Annotated in this window: 14 protein-coding genes; 5 read left to right on the top strand and 9 right to left on the bottom strand. The window is 72.1% G+C overall.

The window, feature by feature from the left end:
* Positions 1 to 1,119, bottom strand: coding sequence for an ATP-binding protein (locus NITAL_RS20670; protein ID WP_052668207.1), 1,119 nt, complete (start codon positions 1,117 to 1,119; stop codon positions 1 to 3).
* Between the two features lie 197 nt (positions 1,120 to 1,316).
* Here NITAL_RS20670 and NITAL_RS28645 point away from each other — a divergent pair, with 197 nt between their 5' ends.
* Positions 1,317 to 1,841, top strand: a complete 525-nt coding sequence (locus tag NITAL_RS28645) for a hypothetical protein (protein WP_052668206.1) — start codon at positions 1,317 to 1,319, stop codon at positions 1,839 to 1,841.
* A gap of 9 nt (positions 1,842 to 1,850) precedes the next feature.
* On the opposite strand, the gene NITAL_RS20660 is transcribed toward NITAL_RS28645, so the two are convergent.
* From NITAL_RS20660 to NITAL_RS20635, 6 genes are all read right to left on the bottom strand, one after another.
* The gene (locus NITAL_RS20660; protein ID WP_211262558.1) at positions 1,851 to 3,236 is read right to left on the bottom strand and encodes an NAD-dependent succinate-semialdehyde dehydrogenase; all 1,386 of its coding nucleotides are present in this window, start codon (positions 3,234 to 3,236) and stop codon (positions 1,851 to 1,853) included.
* A gap of 131 nt (positions 3,237 to 3,367) precedes the next feature.
* Positions 3,368 to 4,822 (bottom strand): glycoside hydrolase family 32 protein, encoded by a 1,455-nt coding sequence (locus NITAL_RS20655; protein WP_052668204.1) that lies wholly within the window; start codon positions 4,820 to 4,822, stop codon positions 3,368 to 3,370.
* A 2-nt stretch (positions 4,823 to 4,824) separates the two neighbouring features.
* Complete coding sequence (locus NITAL_RS20650; RefSeq protein ID WP_083442271.1) at positions 4,825 to 5,658, bottom strand: ABC transporter permease subunit; 834 nt, start codon at positions 5,656 to 5,658, stop codon at positions 4,825 to 4,827.
* A gap of 110 nt (positions 5,659 to 5,768) precedes the next feature.
* Complete coding sequence (locus NITAL_RS20645; protein ID WP_052669874.1) at positions 5,769 to 6,803, bottom strand: ABC transporter permease subunit; 1,035 nt, start codon at positions 6,801 to 6,803, stop codon at positions 5,769 to 5,771.
* 186 nt (positions 6,804 to 6,989) lie between these two features.
* Positions 6,990 to 8,348, bottom strand: a complete 1,359-nt coding sequence (locus NITAL_RS20640) for an ABC transporter substrate-binding protein (RefSeq protein WP_083442270.1) — start codon at positions 8,346 to 8,348, stop codon at positions 6,990 to 6,992.
* A gap of 71 nt (positions 8,349 to 8,419) precedes the next feature.
* A complete protein-coding gene (locus tag NITAL_RS20635; RefSeq protein ID WP_052668201.1) occupies positions 8,420 to 9,457 on the bottom strand; it encodes a LacI family DNA-binding transcriptional regulator in 1,038 nt (345 codons plus the stop codon).
* A gap of 127 nt (positions 9,458 to 9,584) precedes the next feature.
* Here NITAL_RS20635 and hemE point away from each other — a divergent pair, with 127 nt between their 5' ends.
* Genes hemE through hemG form a run of 3 tightly spaced genes read left to right on the top strand, consistent with a single transcriptional unit; the run spans position 9,585 to position 12,854 of the window.
* Complete coding sequence (gene hemE / locus NITAL_RS20630) at positions 9,585 to 10,748, top strand: uroporphyrinogen decarboxylase (protein ID WP_083441834.1); 1,164 nt, start codon at positions 9,585 to 9,587, stop codon at positions 10,746 to 10,748.
* On the top strand, positions 10,741 to 11,466 hold the full coding sequence (locus tag NITAL_RS28210) for a hypothetical protein (RefSeq protein WP_052668198.1): 726 nt from the start codon (positions 10,741 to 10,743) through the stop codon (positions 11,464 to 11,466). The genes hemE and NITAL_RS28210 overlap by 8 nt, the downstream gene beginning before the upstream one ends.
* Positions 11,463 to 12,854: a protoporphyrinogen oxidase gene (gene hemG / locus NITAL_RS20620; protein WP_052668196.1), complete on the top strand. Its 1,392-nt coding sequence runs from the start codon at positions 11,463 to 11,465 to the stop codon at positions 12,852 to 12,854. Before NITAL_RS28210 ends, hemG begins: the two co-directional genes overlap by 4 nt.
* Positions 12,855 to 12,858: 4 nt before the next feature.
* On the opposite strand, the gene NITAL_RS20615 is transcribed toward hemG, so the two are convergent.
* Positions 12,859 to 14,295 (bottom strand): LVIVD repeat-containing protein, encoded by a 1,437-nt coding sequence (locus NITAL_RS20615; protein ID WP_052668195.1) that lies wholly within the window; start codon positions 14,293 to 14,295, stop codon positions 12,859 to 12,861.
* Between the two features lie 120 nt (positions 14,296 to 14,415).
* The gene (locus NITAL_RS20610) at positions 14,416 to 15,105 is read right to left on the bottom strand and encodes an SOS response-associated peptidase (RefSeq protein ID WP_052668194.1); all 690 of its coding nucleotides are present in this window, start codon (positions 15,103 to 15,105) and stop codon (positions 14,416 to 14,418) included.
* Positions 15,106 to 15,320: 215 nt separating this feature from the next.
* Here NITAL_RS20610 and NITAL_RS20605 point away from each other — a divergent pair, with 215 nt between their 5' ends.
* Positions 15,321 to 16,553, top strand: coding sequence for a hypothetical protein (locus NITAL_RS20605; RefSeq protein WP_052668192.1), 1,233 nt, complete (start codon positions 15,321 to 15,323; stop codon positions 16,551 to 16,553).

Raw genomic sequence — 16,553 nt, 5'->3', positions numbered from 1 at the left:
TCACCCGTCCTGGGGCCGCGTGCGCGCGATCCAACTCGCGAAGCCCGGCACCGTGAACGCCAGCCGGCCGCGTGACGGCGACCAGCACAAACCCAGGTCCAGCAGGTCGCGCCGGGCCGGCGAGATGGCCTGGTGGGTCAGGTCGAGGGTCTCCAGCAGCGTGCCCACCTCGACGTCCCCACCCGCCTCCGCCAACGCGACGACCAGGTTGGTCGCCCGCCCCGACGGGACCCGGGACCAGCGGTCGGCGAAGAAGGCGGTCACCCGGTCGTGCACCTCCACACCGGCCTGCCGTGCGTCCGGCAGCTCGATCCGGTGGGGCGAGCTGGCCGCATCCCACAGCGCCGCCCCCCAGAGCTGGACGAACCACGGGTAGCCGCCGGAGCCGTCGTGGATCGCGTCCACGACGAGGTCGTCGACCTCGGCCGACGCGTCGCGCTGGAACGGCCCGCGGATCGCGATGGCGGTCCCGACGCGGTCGAGCAGCCCGAGATCGATCCGCTCGAGCCGTTCGGTGTAGGTCTGGCCCTCGCGGAAGACGTGCTCGGCCGCCGACGGCAGCCCCGACAGCAGCATCCCGAGCGGCAGGGCGTCCTGCGCCGCCCGGTGCGCAGCACGCAGCAGCGGCCGCAGCAGCCGGTCCTCGGCCTCGTGCACCTCGTCGACGGTCAGCAGCACGCTGCGTCCGGTCGCCCCGGCCAGCAACGCCACGTCCGAGACCAGCGCCTCGACGCCGGCCGCGGCGTTCGGTGCGGGCTTGAGCGTCGCCGCCCCGGCGGGCGTCGTCGGGTCCGCCGCGGGGGAGACGCTGATGGCCGCGAGCCGGCGGGCCAGGTCCCGGTCCACCCCCTCGAGCAGCGGTGCGGCCTCGTGCAGCAGTCCACGACGCACTCCGACCAGCTCAGCGTCGTCCCGGTCGGCCTCGAGGTGGGCGGTCAGGATCCCCCGGCGGCCCGCCTGTTGGCGCACGTAAGCGAGCAGCGCCGTCTTGCCGACCCCCCGCACCCCTCGGTACAGCACGAACGGTGCCGGTGTCCCGCGGGCGAGCCGGTCGACGACCGTCTTGGCCCGCCGCAACGGCTCGTCGCGCCCCCCGAAGTCCGGCGGCACGAGACCCATGCCCGGCCGGAACGGGTTGGCACCCGGATCGAGCGCGCCGGGATGCTCGTCGTCGACCTCGAACGGGTTCGGGATCGGATGCTCCTCGCCGGTGAGGTCAGCGACTGTAGCGAGGGGAGGCGAGGAAGTATAGGAAGACTAGCGCTCGCGAGCGGCGCCCGGCGGCGGGAACCCCAGGGCTCGCTGCTCGTCCAACCGTGCACGCCACCACGGAGGTCACGCCGATGCGACGCTGCCGGAACCTCGTCACGCTCGCGCTCCTGGCGACGCTGGTGGGATGCGGACCAGGGCTCTCCGACGAGGGAAGCTCGGAGCGTGCCGCCGTGGACCGGCCACCCGAACCGGCAGCACAGGTCGCCGAGGAACCGGCCATCGTCCTCTCGCCGGCGTCTCCTGCACCAGGTGAGGAGTTCACCGTGAGCTTCGCGGACAGCCCCTCTCGCCTCCTCGTCTGGAACCTCGAACGTCAGCTCGACGGGGGTTGGGAGATCACGCACATCCTCGCCACCGGAACAGCCGAACGGGGGCCGACCTGGCTCGAAGAGGCTCCCGGTGTAGGCCTCATGGAAGTGGCCCGGGACGGTCCAGGGCCCGACCTCCTCGTCCTCCCCGACGAGCTCCCCGGCGGCACCTACCGCATCACCCAGGGTGCGGAGGGCGACGACGAGGTCCGTCTCGAGGGTCCGCCGTTCAGCCTCCGAGAGCCTCCGATCGGGGGTTGAGGCTCGCACTCAGTCGCGGTCGGCGGCCCGGCCCTCGACCCACACCGTCTTGGCGTTGACGAAGCTCTTGATGCCGTAGGCGCCGAGCTCGCGGCCGTACCCAGCATCCTTGACGCCACCGAAGGGCACCCGCGGGTCGGACTTGACCAGCTCGTTGACGAACACGCAGCCGGCCTCGATGCGCGCCGCGATGCGCTCGCCCCGCTCGAGGTCCTCGGTCCAGATGCTGGCACCGAGGCCGAAATCGGTGTCGTTGGCCACCGTGATCGCGTGGTCCTCGTCGGGGACGCGGAGCACCGTGGCGGCGGGCCCGAACGTCTCCTCCCGGGCGGCCGTCATCCCCGGGTCGACGCGGTCGAGCACCGTCGGCGCGTAGTAAAAGCCCGGCCGGTCGATCGCCTCGCCGCCGGTCAGCAGCTCTGCGCCGCTGTCGACGGTGGCGCGCACCTGGCCGTGCAGGTCGTCGCGCAGGTCCTCGCGTGCGAGAGGGCCGAGCGTGGTGTCCCGATCCATCGGGTCACCGATGACCGACTCCCCGACGGCGGCAACGAAGGCCTCGACGAAGTCGTCGGCGACGGCGTCCACGACCACGAACCGCTTGGCGGAGATGCACGACTGGCCGTTGTTGAGCAGGCGCGAGTCGCGCGCGACCCTCGCGGCGGTGACCACGTCCGCGTCGTCGAGCACGATGAACGGATCCGACCCGCCGAGCTCGAGGACGGAGGGCTTGAGGTGCTCACCGGCGGCGGCGCCGACCTTGCGCCCCGCACCCACCGAACCGGTGATCGTGACCGAGCGGACCCGAGGGTCGGCGATGATGCCCTCGACCGCGTCCGAGCCGACCAGCAGGGTGGTGAACACCCCCTCGGGCGCGCCGGCGGCCCGCATGATCTCCTCGATCACCAGCGCGGTCCCCGGCACGTTGGACGCGTGCTTGAGCAGCACGGTGTTGCCGGCCATCGTCGCCGGCGCGAGCGCCCGGAAGACCTGCCACAGCGGGAAGTTCCACGGCATCACGGCCAGGAGGGGGCCGAGCGGGTCGAAGCGCACGTAGCTGCGGGCAGCCTCGGTCTCGATGACGTCGTGGGCGAGGTTGGCCTCGCCGTGGTCGGCCTCGTAGTGGCACACCTTCACGCACTTGTCGACCTCGGCCTCGGCCGCGGTGATGGTCTTGCCCATCTCGCGCACCATCAGCTCGGCGAGGTCGCTGCGTCGCGACTCGAGCTCGCCGGCCGCGGCACGCAGCAGGTCGCCGCGTTCGTCGAAGGTCGTGCCCCGCCAGCCGAGGAACCCCTCCCACGCCCGGGCGAGCCGTTGCTCGACGGCGTCGCCGTCATGGGCCTCGTAGGTGGCGATGGTCTCGCCGGTGGACGGGTCGACGGCTGCGATGGCCACGGTCGGGCTCCTCCCCAGGTGGATGCCGGTGGTCGGCTGCGCGAGTCGACCACACCGGGACGGGTCGGCGCACCCATCATGGGTACGGGGTCGTCAGCTCCCTCCAGGGCCGCGAGGGAGGACGCCTCGGATCAGCCGGTGGCGGTGTCGAGATCCCGGACGTCCAGTGCCACGACACGCGATCCAGCGGGGGCGACCAGCGAGACCGCCCGGCTGTCACCGCTCGGGAAGATCAGATCGGAGATCACCACCCGACCGCCGCCGGCGAAGACCTCGACCGACGTGCCATCCAGGATCACACGCAGCGCCAGCACGCCATCGACCGTGCCGAGCGTGGCGCTGTGCTCCGCCGCGAACCCCTCGGCGAAGTCAGCGAGCCCGGATGCACGCCGGTCGACGGAGATCGACCCGGTCCCCGTGTCGTACCTGACGACGGTGCGTTCATCGGCGCCCATGGCCACGGCGAGTTCCACCGAGCCGGTCACCCCGGGTGCGCTCAGGTCGAGCGTCAGTTCGATGTCGAGATGGGTGCCCTCGACGCCGGTCAGCGCCGTTGCCGCGTCCGTGGGATCGACGTCGCGGAGGGAGACCACCTCGAGTCCGGCGCCCCGAAGCTCCGCGATCGGCTGTTGGACGAGCGTCAGGCCGGACGGTGTCGTGACGAGCCCGAGCTGTCGCGGCACCGACAGCGTGCCGCGCCAGCCGCCGGACGGGATGGTGTCGGCGTAGCGCCAGTTGTTGAGCCATCCGGCCCAGATGCGGCGTCCGTCGGGAGCATCCGACCACGTCTGTGCCGCGTAGAAGTCGGCGCCGTGATCCGCCCACCGCACGACGGATGCGTCCTGGTCCGGCACGAAGACCTCGCCATCGAAGGCGCCGATGAAGTACCGGGTCCCGGAACCGTCGGCCGGCCCGCCGCTGAGGTGGCCGACCGACAGGATCCACCTGCGCGAGTCGCCGTCGTCGACGGCGACGGGGAAGAGGTCAGGCGTCTCGAACACGCCGAGGTGGTCCGCCTGGCCTTCGCCGAAGGTGCTCGTGGGCTTCCAGTTCAGCAGGTCGTCCGACCGGTACAGCCGGAGACAGTGACCCGCCGCCACGACCATGATCCAGTGCGCCTCCCCTTCGTCGCCGTGGAAGCGGAACACCTTCGGGTCACGGAAGTCCGGCCCGGCCGATGGCTCCTCGAGAATGGGGTTGCCCTCGTACTTCGTGAAGGTGCGTCCCCGGTCGTGGCTGTAGGCCACGCTCTGGAACTGCTGTCGGTCGGTGTGGTGGGTGAAGAACGCGAGCAGCGCTCCTGCACCGAAGCCGGCAGTGTCGTCATCGTCCACGACCGCCGTCCCGGAGAAGATGGTGCCCTTCTCGTCCGGTTCGAGTGCGATCGGCAGGTGCTGCCAGCGCAGCAGGTCGGTGCTGACCGCGTGGCCCCAGTGCATCGGGCCCCAGACGTCCGATGCCGGATGGTGCTGGTAGAAGACGTGGTACTCGTCGTCGACGTGCACGAGACCGTTGGGATCGTTGAGCCACGCCGCTGGTGGGGTGAAGTGGACCGTCGGGCGGGTCACGGCCGCGGATCGGGTCACGTCTATCCCTTCACGCCGCTGGCGGCGATGCTCTCGATGAACGCGCGCTGGAAGGCGAGGAAGATCACGAGGACGGGGACCGTGATCATCGACAGGTAGGCCATGATCTCGCCCCACGCCACGTCGAGTTGGAAGAAGTACTGGAGGCCGACCATGACCGGCCGGATCTCGGAGCTCTGCGTCACCATCAGCGGCCACAGGTAGGCGTTCCAGATGGGCAGGAAGGTCAGGATGGCGACGGTCGCGAAGGTCGGTCCGGACAGTGGCACGATGATGCGACGGTAGATCTGGAAGGAGCTGGCACCATCGACGCGTGCGGCTTCGTCGAGATCCTTGGGGATCGACTTGAAGCTCTGCGCGAAGAGGAAGACGGCGAAGGCGTTGGCCACGAACGGCAGGATCTGGACGTGGTAGGTGTTGAGCCAACCACGGGTGAGGACGGGGACGCCACCTTCGAGTGCCAACCATGGCAGCTTGCTCACGACCAGGAGCAACGGGACCGCGATGGTCTCGAACGGGATGATCAAGGTCGCGATCAGCGCGGTCAGGACGACCTTCGAGCCCCGGAAGGTCAGTCGGGACAGGGCGAACCCCGCCAGGCTGTTGACGAACAGTCCGAGCGCGACGGTGACCGTCGACACGAGCAACGAGTTGAAGATGAACCGTCCGGCAGGCACGCGCGCGAAGACGCCGGTGTAGTTGTCCAGCGACAGGTCGCCGTACGGCACGAACGCCCGGAACGACGAGACGTCCCGCAGCAGCTGACCGTCGGGTTTGAACGACGCGACGACCATGAAGACGATGGGGAACACGAAGAAGACGGCCAGCAGCGACATGAACAACGCGCGTCGCAGGTCCCAGTCGGGCAGGGACCCGCGACGCACACGCCGATGGCTCGTGGTCGACGCGGCGCTACCTGGCAGGGTCGGAGCGGTGGAGGTCACGGTCAGTCCTTGTCACGTGTCAGGACGCGCTGGACGAGCGCTACGACGAGCACCATCAGGAAGAACACCACCGAGATCGCCGACCCGTAGGCGATGTTCTGCTGGCGGTAGCCCTGCTGGACGGCGTGGAAGACCACCGTCGAGGTCGAGTCGAGCGGCCCACCCCGCGTCATGACGTCGATCTGGGTGAACAGGCCGAACGCCGCGATCGTGATCGTGATCATGACGAAGACCATGGTGTTACGCAGCCCTGGCCACGTGACGAACCGGAACTCCTGCCACCGGGTCGCACCGTCGATACTGGCCGCCTCGTAGAGCGTCCCCGGGATGCTCTGGAGGCCGGACAGCCAGATCACCATGTGGAAGCCGACGGCCTGCCAGACCGACATCAGCATCACCGACGGGAGCGCCGTTCTGGTATCGCCCAGGAAATCGATGGGTCCGAGCGCCCCTCGCGTCAGGAAGCCGAGGGAGTTGTTGATCAGCCCGTTGCTGGGGTCGTACAGGAACGACCACAGGATGGACACCACCACCATCGACATGACGACGGGGACGAAGTAGATGGCTCGGAAGACGTTGACGCCACGTGTCCGCTTGTTGACCAGGAGGGCGAGGAGCAGCCCGAGGCCGCCCTGCAGCGGCACGATCACCACCGCGAAGATCAGCGTGTTCACGAGCGAGCGCATGAAGACGGCGTCGCCCGCGAGGAACACGATCCGCCGCTCGCCGAGCGAGAAGCTCGTCCACTCCTGCAGGCCAGCGAGCTCGGGTCGATCGGGGTTGTCTCGGGTCAGCTCGCGCAGGCTCGGGTACACCAGCGCGCCGGCGTCGTCGCGCAGGGATCCGCCCGTGGCGGGGTCGGTCTCCGGGCTGAGGGTGACCGGTCGGACCGTCAACAGCCGGGTGAACTGTGCGGTGCCGACATACTCGGTCGGATTCGGTGAGATCAGGCGCTGGTTGGTGAAGCTCAGCGCGAAGGCCGAGACGAACGGGACCACGAGGAAGAGCACGAGCAGCACGAGGGCGGGCGTGAGCATGAACCAGCCGGTCCGCCCTTGGGATGTCCGCGACCGCGGTGCAGCGGTGGGGACGGGGCGATCGACCGATCGGGCCGGGGTGATCGTGGACATGGTGCTTCCTCCCTCGCACGCTGCCGAACCGTGTGCTGCTACCTGGCTGGTCGGCCCCGCTCGCGAGCAGCGGGGCCGGCCAGAGCGCGTCGGCTAGGTGTGGCCGTAGCCGCCGTTCGCGGCGATGTCCCGTTCGATCTCGTCGACGGCGGTGTCGAGCGCGGTCGCGACGTCGGCACCGTCGGCGATGTCGGCGGCCGCCTTCTCGAAGATGAGCGCCATCGCCGTGTAGGCCGGGCTCGGCGGACGGATCAACGCCTGGGCGGCGGACAGGTCGTAGAACACGGCCAGGTCGCCGCCGTCGCTGAACTTCTCGGTCAGCTCGCGGGCGTCTGCTCGACCCGGGATCACGTTCTGGGCATCCGCGATGGCGGCGACCCGTTCGGGCTCGAGGATGAACTCGATGAAGGCCTGGGCGACGTCGGCGTGCTCGCAGCCGGCGGAGATGCCCCACTGCCAGGACCCGGCACCGATGGTCGAGCCGCCGCCCCAGTCGGGCGCCGGCAGGAAGACCACGTCGTCACCGAGTTCCTCGATCGCGGCGTTGGCGGCCCAGATGCCGTTCCACTGCAGGCCGTAGCGACCGTCGATGAAGCCGGTCTCCCGGTTGGTCGCGTCCTGGCTCGTGCCGGGGGCGTAGCCGTCGGCGAACAACGAGCTCCACCACTCGCCCCAGGCGAGCGCTGCGTCGCCGTTGAGGACGCCTTCGGCGGTCAGGAAGGTGTCGCGGTCGACCAGGTCGCCGCCGAAGCTCTGGAGGAGCGGGGAGAAGGCGTAGGGGTACCACTCGCCCGTCCACGCCATGCCGGGGTCGAACGCGAACTCGAACTCGCCGCTGTCCATGTAGGCGTCCAGGGCCGCCTGGAACTCCTCGCCGCTCCAGGGATCGTCGATCGTCGGGACCCGCAGGCCGAGTTCGTCCAGATCCGACGCGCGGGCGAGGAGCGCGACGGCGGCCTCGAACTGCCCGATGGCGTAGACCTGCCCGTCCCACTGCCCGACGGCCGTGGGCAGGAACGCGTCCACGGTCTCCTGCGGCAGGTCCAGGGGTGCCAGGTAACCGGCGTAGGCCCAGTTCGGCACGTTCGGACCGTCGATGTCCAGCAGGCAGGGGAGACCGTCGGACAGCGCAGCGGCGACCACGGCGTCGTTGTAGGCGCCTTGGGGGAACGACTCGACGACGAGCTGGTGGCCGTCCTGGATGGCGTTGAACTCCTCCAGCCAGGCGTCGAGCTTCTCCATCTCGGCGGGGTTCCCGGCCGAGTGCGTCCAGAGCGAGACGGCCTGCTTGCCTGCGGCGACCTCGACCGGGTCGTCGCCTCCGTTCGTGGAGGCTTCGGCGTCATCGGTCGTGCCCGTGGGCTCGTCGACGGTGCCGCTCGCGCAGGCCGTCGCGGTGACGGCCAGGAGCGTCGCTGCCGCGACCGCCTTCCAGGCGCTGGTCGTGCTCATCATCGGTGTTCCTCTCCCTTTTGAACGTGCCTCGAACCGGTGCTCGGGGCCGCCTTGCGTGTGCGCCCTCTTCAGCTCGAGCGGGGCGGTGGTGCCACCGAGCCGCGTTCGACGATCGGGCACGGCATGAGGTGCTGGACGGGCGGACCGTCCTCCCCGTCGATCAGGCGGACGAGCTGCTCGACCGCCCACCGCCCCATCTCCTCGTGGGGCAGCTGCATCGTCGTCAGGCCGGGGTCGACCCAGTCGGCGATGAGTTCGAGGTTGTCGAAGCCGACGAGCGACACGTCCTCCGGCACCCGGAGCTCGAGCCGACGGGCGGCGACGAGCGCGCCGGCGGCCGCGCGGTCGCTGAAGCAGAACAGCGCCGTCGGCCGGTCCGGCCGATCCAGCAGGCGACGGGCTGCCTCGGCCGACTGCGCCCGGTCCTCGGGCACCGCGATCTCGATCAGCGTGTCGTCGCGATCGAGGCCGGCGTCCGCGAGCGCCCGGTGGTAGCCCTCGAGCCGCAGCGACGTGGCGGGGATGTCGGCGATGTTCTGGAGGTAGCCGATCCGCTGGTGGCCGGCGGCCGCCAGGTGCATCACGGCGTCGTAGGCGCCGCCGGCGTCGTCCGGCACCACGGATGTGAACCGACCCCCCGCATCCCGCGCGTCGACCAGCACGCACGGCGTGTCGACGAGGCCGGCTGGGGGCGCCAGGACCTGGTGGTAGACGGTCGCGTAGAGGTACCCGTCGACCTGCCGCTGCCGCATGTCCTCGATCGCCCGGCGTTCGCGTTCCTCGTCCGCATCGGTGTCGACGACGACGAGCATGAAACCGGCCTCCCAGGCCGCCTCCTGGGCCCCCCGGATCAGAGCGCCGGCGAACGGCAGCGACGCGATCTGGTCCGAGATCAGACCGAGCGTCAGCGAACGCTGGAGCCGCAGGCTGCGCGCCAGGCCGTTCGCCTTGTAGCCCAGCTCGGCAGCGGCGTCCTCGACGCGCCGCTGCGTCGCCACCGGGATCCGCTCACCCTTCCCGTTGAGCACCACGGACGCGGTCGTGTTGGACACGCCGGCGCGCTTGGCGACATCGGCCAGTCGTGCGACCCGGTGCTCCAGATTCATCTGCAGAATCCTTTCACTGAATTGTTTCTACAAGCTATCTCGTTCCGAGTACACCAACGGTCCTGCGGTGCCACGTGGGGCGCACCGCGGTGCCATGCCACGCGCGCGACAGGTGGCGTAGGGGCCGATGGGACCGTGGGCGAGCCGTGCACCCGGCACGGGTACGGTGCAGCCGTCCGCCGCCCCGGCCCGAGGTCCTCGCGTGTCCGATCGCTCCCGCCACGCCGACAGCGCGTTCATCCGGGCGTGTCGCGGTCAGGCGCACGACCACGTCCCCGTGTGGTTCATGCGCCAGGCTGGCCGAGCCCTGCCGGAGTACCGCGCCATCCGCGAGGACCACGCCTTCGAGGCGGTCGTCCACACCCCGGATCTGGCCACCGAGGTCACCCTGCAGCCCGTGCGGCGCTACGGCGTCGACGCGGCCATCCTCTTCTCCGACATCGTGACGCCGGTGCAGGCGCTCGGGATCGGGCTGACGATCGAGCCCGGCGTCGGCCCCGTCGTCGAGCAGCCGTTCCGGACCCCGGCCGACCTCGACCGGCTGCGCGACCTCGAACCCGAGACCGACGTGCCCTACGTGCTGGAGACGGTGTCGCAGCTCGTCGCCGAGCTCGACGTGCCGCTGATCGGCTTCGGCGGCGCCCCGTTCACCCTGGCCAGCTACCTGGTCGAGGGCGGGCCGTCCAAGAGCTACACGCGCACCAAGGCCCTGATGTTCTCCGACGAGCCGACCTGGCGCCGTCTGATGGACCAGCTCGCCGACATCACGCTGGCCTCCCTGCGCGCGCAGGTCAGCCGCGGCGCGTCCGCGGTGCAGCTGTTCGACTCGTGGGCCGGCGCGCTGCACCCGGCCGACTACCGCCGTTTCGTGCTGCCGCACAGCCGCCGGGTCCTCGAGGGGCTGGCCGACCTGGGCGTGCCGCGGGTGCACTTCGGGGTGGGGACCGGCGAGCTGCTCGGTGCCATGGCCGAGGCCGGTGCGGACGTGGTCGGCGTCGACTGGCGGGTCCCGCTCGAGGACGCGTGGGGCCGTGTGCCGGCCGACGTCGCGCTCCAGGGCAACCTCGAACCCGCCCTGGCCCTCGGGCCCACTGACGTGCTGGAGGAGCGGGTGCGCGACGTGCTCCGTGCCTCGGGCGACCGTGCGCGGTACGTGTTCAACCTCGGCCACGGTGTGCTGCCGCCGACCGACCCCGACCAGCTGCGCCGCGTCGTCGAACTCGTCCACGCCGAGGGACGCGTCGAGGTCGAGCGAGCGACTCCGGCCTCCGGGCTGCACGCCGGTGGCTGAGGCCCCCGGTACGCCCCGGTTGGCCGTCGCCGTCCTCGACGGCGACCGGATGGCCGAGCCGCTCGCGGCGCGGTCCGGCCACCAGGTCGCCGCCACGACCCCGGACGATCACGGCGACGTGGTCCGTCGGCTCGTCTCGGAGGGCGCCGATCTCGTGGTCGGCGTGGCGCGCACGCCCTGGCCGCAGCACACCGAGCTGCACAGCTCGACCGCGGCGGCCGTCGCCGCCTACCGGGGTGTGGTGGCCTGGCACGGCCTCCCGCTGCTGTCGGAGGCCCTCGCGCAGGCCGCGGTGAACGGGGTCCAGGCCGGGGCGCACCTGCTGGTGACCGCACCGGATCCGGGGCCGGACGCCACGCCGGAGGAGGTCACGTTCCTGCGTGAGGTGGCCGAGCAGGTCGCCGAGCGGACGGGCGCGACGGGACGCTCGATCGCCTGGCGAGGGACCACGCGGACCCCGACGGCCGTGGACGCCCTGACGTCGGTGCTCACCGTCCACGGCGTCCGGGACGTGGTCGAGGTGCCCGTCGCGCCCGGGACGCCGGCCGATCCACAGATGCTGGCCGCGGCCGAGGCCCACGGCGGCCGGCTGACCACGATCGACCTCGCCGCGTCCTTCGTGCTCGAGGCGCTGACGGCCGTCGTCACGACGGTCGCACAGGTGGAGCTGGCCGACGGGGTGACCCCCGGACCGATCGACGACGAGGTGACGCCGTGAAGGTCGTGGTGATCGGTGGCGGCATCACGGGCCTCGCGACGGCCTGGCGGCTGCGTGATGCGGTCGACGTGACCGTCCTCGAGGCCGCCGAGCGCACGGGGGGACAGCTGCGGACCGTCGACCTGGCCGGTGCGCCCCTCGACGTCGGTGCCGACGCGTACCTGGCACGGCAGCCGGAGGCCCACCGCCTCGCCCGTGCGGTCGGCCTCGGCGACGACGACCTCGTGGCCGCCGCCACGGGCCAGGTCCACCTCTGGGTCCGCGGCCGGCTCCGCCCGCTACCGGCCGGCACGGTCCTCGGCGTCCCGACCGACCTCGGGGCGGTGGCGCGGTCCGGGGTGCTGACCCCCGGCGGGTTGGCCCGCGCGGCGCTGGAGCCGCTGCTGCCTCGCCGCCGGGTGGTGGGCGATCGCAGCGTGGCCGACCTGGTGGGGGAGCGGTTCGGTCGTGAGGTGGTCGACACCCTGGTCGAGCCGCTGCTCGGTGGCGTCTACGCCGGCAGCACCGACCGCCTCTCGGCCGCGGCCGCGGTCCCGCCGGTGTGGGCGGCCGCACGGCGCTCGAGGTCGCTGCTGGCGGGGGTCCGCGAACACCGTGACCAGGCCGCTGCGGTGACCGGGCCGGTCTTCCGGACCGTCCGCGGCGGGATGGAGCGGCTGACGCGGGCGCTCGCCGACGGGCTCGGTGACCGGGTCCGTCCCGGCACCGAGGCGCTCGTCCTGGATCGCACCGAGGACGACGCGGCCGGACCACCGTGGCGTGTCCGCACCACCGGCGGGGTGACCCTGTCGGCGGACGCGGTGGTCCTGGCCGTCCCGGCGACCGCGGCAGCACGGCTGCTGGTCCACGTCGCGCCCGACGCCGCCCGGGAGCTGGCGGCGATCCGCACCGCGTCCGTCGCGACCATCGCCCTCGCCTACGCCCGCGAGCCCGGCGTCGACCTGCCGGCCGGCAGCGGCGTGCTGGTCCCGCCGGGGGAGGGCCGGACGCTGAAGGCCATCACGTTCGCGTCCCGGAAGTGGCCGCACCACGCCGACCGTGACGTGCTGCTGCTGCGGGCGTCGGTCGGACGGGCGAGCGACGGTGCGCCCGATCCGAACCTCGTGCTCGACGACGACACACTGGCCGAGCGGGTCGACGCCGAGGTGCGCTGGGCGACCGGCCTGCCCCGTCCCGCCGTGGCACGTCTGGTCCAGCGGTGGCCGGACGCGCTGCCGCAGTACGACGTCGGCCACCTCGCTCGGGTCGACCGGATCCGGCACGCGCTCCTGGTGGCCGGCGACGGCCTGTTCGTCGGCGGCGCCGCGCTCGATGGGGTCGGGGTCGCCGCCCGGGCCCGCGAGGCCGAGCACATCGCCGGCACGATCCGCAGGGCGGGCGTCCGCTGACGCCTCAGGACTCCGAGCCGCCCCGCGGTCGCGGCGCGCGCTTCGGGTCGTCGGCACCGGGCAACCCCTCGACGTGGAGGATGTCCATGCCGCGGCCACGGTCGTTGGCGTAGACGTACCCGTCGTGCCAGTAGGCCGACCAGTAGTTGCTGTTCTCGAACGCGGGCCCGTCCAGGCGGTAGTGCGCGAGCTCCTGCGGCGAGGTCGGGTCCGACCAGTCGATGACGTTCATGCCGCCGGTGTACCAGGAGGCCACCATCGTGCGGGTGCCGGGGATGAAGTCGTACTGGTGGGCGGTGCACCAGGTCTCACGCTCGATGGTGGACGAGCTGACGTGCGGGTCGTCGCCGGGGTGACGGTCGATGCCGAAGTACCCCTGGAGGACCGGCAGCTCGGGGATGCTGATGTCGTAGGCGAACATCGCGCCCGTCGGTCCGCCCTCGCACTCGTGGGCACCGAAGTTCTCGTCCCCGATGACCAGCAGGTCGCCGTCGTCGCTGATGGCCGCCGAGTGGTCGAAGAAGATCAGCGGGTTGTGGATCCGGGCGATGGTGCGCGGCGCGAACGGGTCGTCGGTGATGTCCCACAGCTGGCTCTCGCCGAGGCCGACGCAGGCGATCAGGTCGCGGTCCCGTTCCTCGGTGATCGAGACGTAGACGTCGTGGCAGCCGTTCGGGTTCGGCTGGAACTGGCCGCGCACGAACGGGGCGTCGGGGTCGGAGGCGTCGATGATCTGCTGGACGCCACCGTCGCTCAGCGGCCCCCCGCCGTTGGTCGGGAAGCCACCGGGGGAGGCGTAGATGATGGGCAGCTCGGGGTGCACCTTGATGGTGTGGGTGCCGCCGGGGATGTCGAGCACGTTGCCGCGCTCGACCGGGTTCGCGGCGTCGGACACGTCGATGATGCGCACGCCGCCACCCTGCTCCTCGCAGTCGGACCCCTCCTGCCCGCCCTCGTGGAAGCCGAGGACGATGAGCCCGTCACCGAGGACCGCCACGTCGTTCTGCGTGCCGGGGCAGTCGAAGAAGCCGACCTTCTGCGGCCGGGGCCCGGTGGCGTTGAAGATGTGGACCCCGCCGGCGTCGCCGAACTGGGCGGCGTAGACGTACCTGCCGTCGAAGGCGAGGTCGGTCCCGCCGCTGAAGAGGTCGTCGATGCCGTCGAAGGGGAAGTGCGCGACGAGCGTGACGCCGTCGCTCGCGTCGGTGGCGACCATGTCCGCCGTCCCCGCCCTCGCGGGGTCCTCGACCGGGCCGTGGTCGTGGGCGCCGTGGTCGTGGCCGATGGGCCCCTTGACCCCGGCGAGCTCACGGGTCACCGCCTCCTCGGCGGTCACCTCGGTGCGGTCGACGATGGTCCGCAGCGCGGACTCCACCGCCGGCGTCGCTGCCGACAGCAGGCCGACGGCGGCGATGGACGCCAGGACGACGAGCTTCCTCACGGGGACCCTCCGACCGGCCGGCGTCTCCGGCCCAGACCGGCTCCCTTCCCCGTCGGTCCCGCCGGGTCCTGCTCCCGAAGGTCCATCCGTTCGCTCGCTGCACACCCGACGGGTGCAGGCTCACCCGTCGGTCGCGGGCTCGAGCAGTTCGGGGCCCTCGTTGCGCACGTCGTTGACGCGCGTCGAGATCGGCTCGGCGACGAGCGTGGGCGGCGCGAGCGCGCGGACGGCCTCCTCGAGGTGGGGCGCCTCCTCGGGAGTGGCCGTGAGCCAGTCCGACCACAGCTGTCGGGGGACGATCAGCGGGACCCGCTCGTGGATGTCGGCGAGGGCACCGCTCGCCACCGTCGTGACGATGGCCGTCGAGAACACCGGCTCGTCAGCCTCCTCGGCGGGGTCGCGCCAGACGGTCCACACCCCGCCGAGGGCGAGCGGCGCACCGTCGGGTGCGTGCAGGTGGTAGGGCTGCTTGCTGCCGTCCTCGCGGACCTGCCACTCGTAGAAGCCGTCCGCGGGCACGAGGCAGCGCCGCTTGGCGAAGGACGTGGCGAACATGGAGGTGGTCGCGACCGACTCGAGGCGGGCGTTGATCGGTGTACGGGCACCGCGCAGCCGCTTGGTCCAGTGCGGGACGAACCCCCAGCGCAGCGTCCCGAGGCGTCGGGTGTCCTCGCGCTCGATCACGGCGTAGACGTCCAGCGAGGGCGCGACGTTCCAGCGCGGGGGGAGCGGCTCGGTGCGCACCTCGTCGACCTCGAACCGCTCGGCGAGCAGCTCGGGGTCGCTCACGGACAGGAAGCGGCCACACACGTTGCTGAGGCTAGCCTCCGCAGGCGAGCGGGCTCCCGAGGTCCCCCGCAGCCTGCGCCGACAGCCGCGGGTTCCCGCTCGGTCGCTGCCTTCCGGACGGGTGGCCGCACGCCGGGGGTCGTGCACGGTCGTCGTGACGGACCGTGCGACCCTCTACCTTCCCCTGCTAGGGGTCGCACGGATGCGGCCCGAGGTCCCCCCGAGGAGGTCACGTCGTGGCGAGCGATGAGGATGCGCGCGCAGCCGCGCGTCGCATCGTCGAGCAGGTCCTGGCCGATCACTCGGCCGGCGCGAACGGGGTGAGCCCCGCGCGGGAGACGGACGAGGTCGAGGACGCTCCCCGCCTCGAGGTGCTGGTGGACGACGCCGTGGAGGACCTCGTCGCGGATCCGGCCGCGGACGTGCCCGAGGCCGTGTCCGAGGCCCGGGCTCGAGCCCGCGCGCTGGTCGCCGAGGTGCTCGCCGACCACGAGGCGCGGACCGCTGAGGCGGCCCGCGCGGTCGACCCCGAGCCCACACCCCCTTCGGCCGTCGAGGTCGGGACGGCCGGGGACGACGCGGACGACGCGGACGGCGAGATCGAAGGCGCACCGGTCGCCGAGGTCTCACCCGCGGCCACCGACGAGGAGCCCGCCGACGGCGAGCCCTTCGACGGCGAGCCCGCCGACGACGAGCCCGCCGACGACGAGCCCGCCGCCGAGGCCAGCCCGGAGTCCACCTCGCGGTTGCGTGCGCGTGAGCTCGTGGCGGCGGTCCTCGCGGAGGCTGAGGCACGGGAGGCGGCGGCAGCAGCGGCTGCCGCCGAGGAGGCGGAGGCCGTCCGGCGGGCCGAGGCCGACGCCGAAGCAGCTCGTGCGCGTGAGGAGGAGGCCGCCCGCGAGCTCGCCGCCGCGCTCGCCGAGGAGACCGAGCGGGAGCTGTGGGCGGACGCCGACCGCGACGTCGCGACGCGCACCCAACCTCTGCAGCAGCGCGAGGGTGGCGGCGAGCAGCCGGTGCCCGGCGCCGACCCGGAGGCCGACGAGACGAGACCGCTCAGCGTCGCCGAGCTGGCCGCCGCCGGGCGCGCCGCGCGTGGCAGTGACGGGCAGGTCGAGCCCGACGGTTCCCCGGACCGGACGGCGGTCATCCCGGTCGTCGCGAGCGCCACCGTGACGTCGCGTGAGGAAGCCGCCGCCACGACGGCGGTGCACCGCCCGGATGACGATCGACCGGCACCTGCGGTCGCCGAGGCGAGGCCCGCCCAAGCGGAGCAGGACACCTCGGCTCCGGCCGCTGAAGGAACCGCCGCGACGGGCGTGCTCGAGGCGACCGTCGATCCGACGGAGGTCGGCGATCCGCCCCGGACCGGCCGTTGGTTGCTCGCCTCGGTCCTCGGCGCGGTCACGCTCGCCATCCTGTTCCCGTTGGCGATCCGGGCCCTGTTGGACCTCGTCTCGTTGTCCTGA

Source organism: Nitriliruptor alkaliphilus DSM 45188, assembly GCF_000969705.1.
GTDB classification, from domain to species: domain Bacteria; phylum Actinomycetota; class Nitriliruptoria; order Nitriliruptorales; family Nitriliruptoraceae; genus Nitriliruptor; species Nitriliruptor alkaliphilus.
The sequence above is the reverse complement of the archived record's forward strand: the minus strand, read 5'-3'. Positions and strand labels throughout refer to the sequence as shown.

Coding starts and splice junctions, on each gene's coding strand:
- NITAL_RS20670 (WP_052668207.1), bottom strand. CDS start 1,119: ATGGGTCTCGTGCCGCCGGACTTCGGGGGGCGCGACGAGCCGTTGCGG.
- NITAL_RS20650 (WP_083442271.1), bottom strand. CDS start 5,658: ATGTCGCTGCTGGCCGTCTTCTTCGTGTTCCCCATCGTCTTCATGGTC.
- NITAL_RS20645 (WP_052669874.1), bottom strand. CDS start 6,803: ATGCTCACGCCCGCCCTCGTGCTGCTCGTGCTCTTCCTCGTGGTCCCG.
- NITAL_RS20640 (WP_083442270.1), bottom strand. CDS start 8,348: ATGAGCACGACCAGCGCCTGGAAGGCGGTCGCGGCAGCGACGCTCCTG.
- NITAL_RS20635 (WP_052668201.1), bottom strand. CDS start 9,457: ATGAATCTGGAGCACCGGGTCGCACGACTGGCCGATGTCGCCAAGCGC.
- hemE (WP_083441834.1), top strand. CDS start 9,585: ATGGGACCGTGGGCGAGCCGTGCACCCGGCACGGGTACGGTGCAGCCG.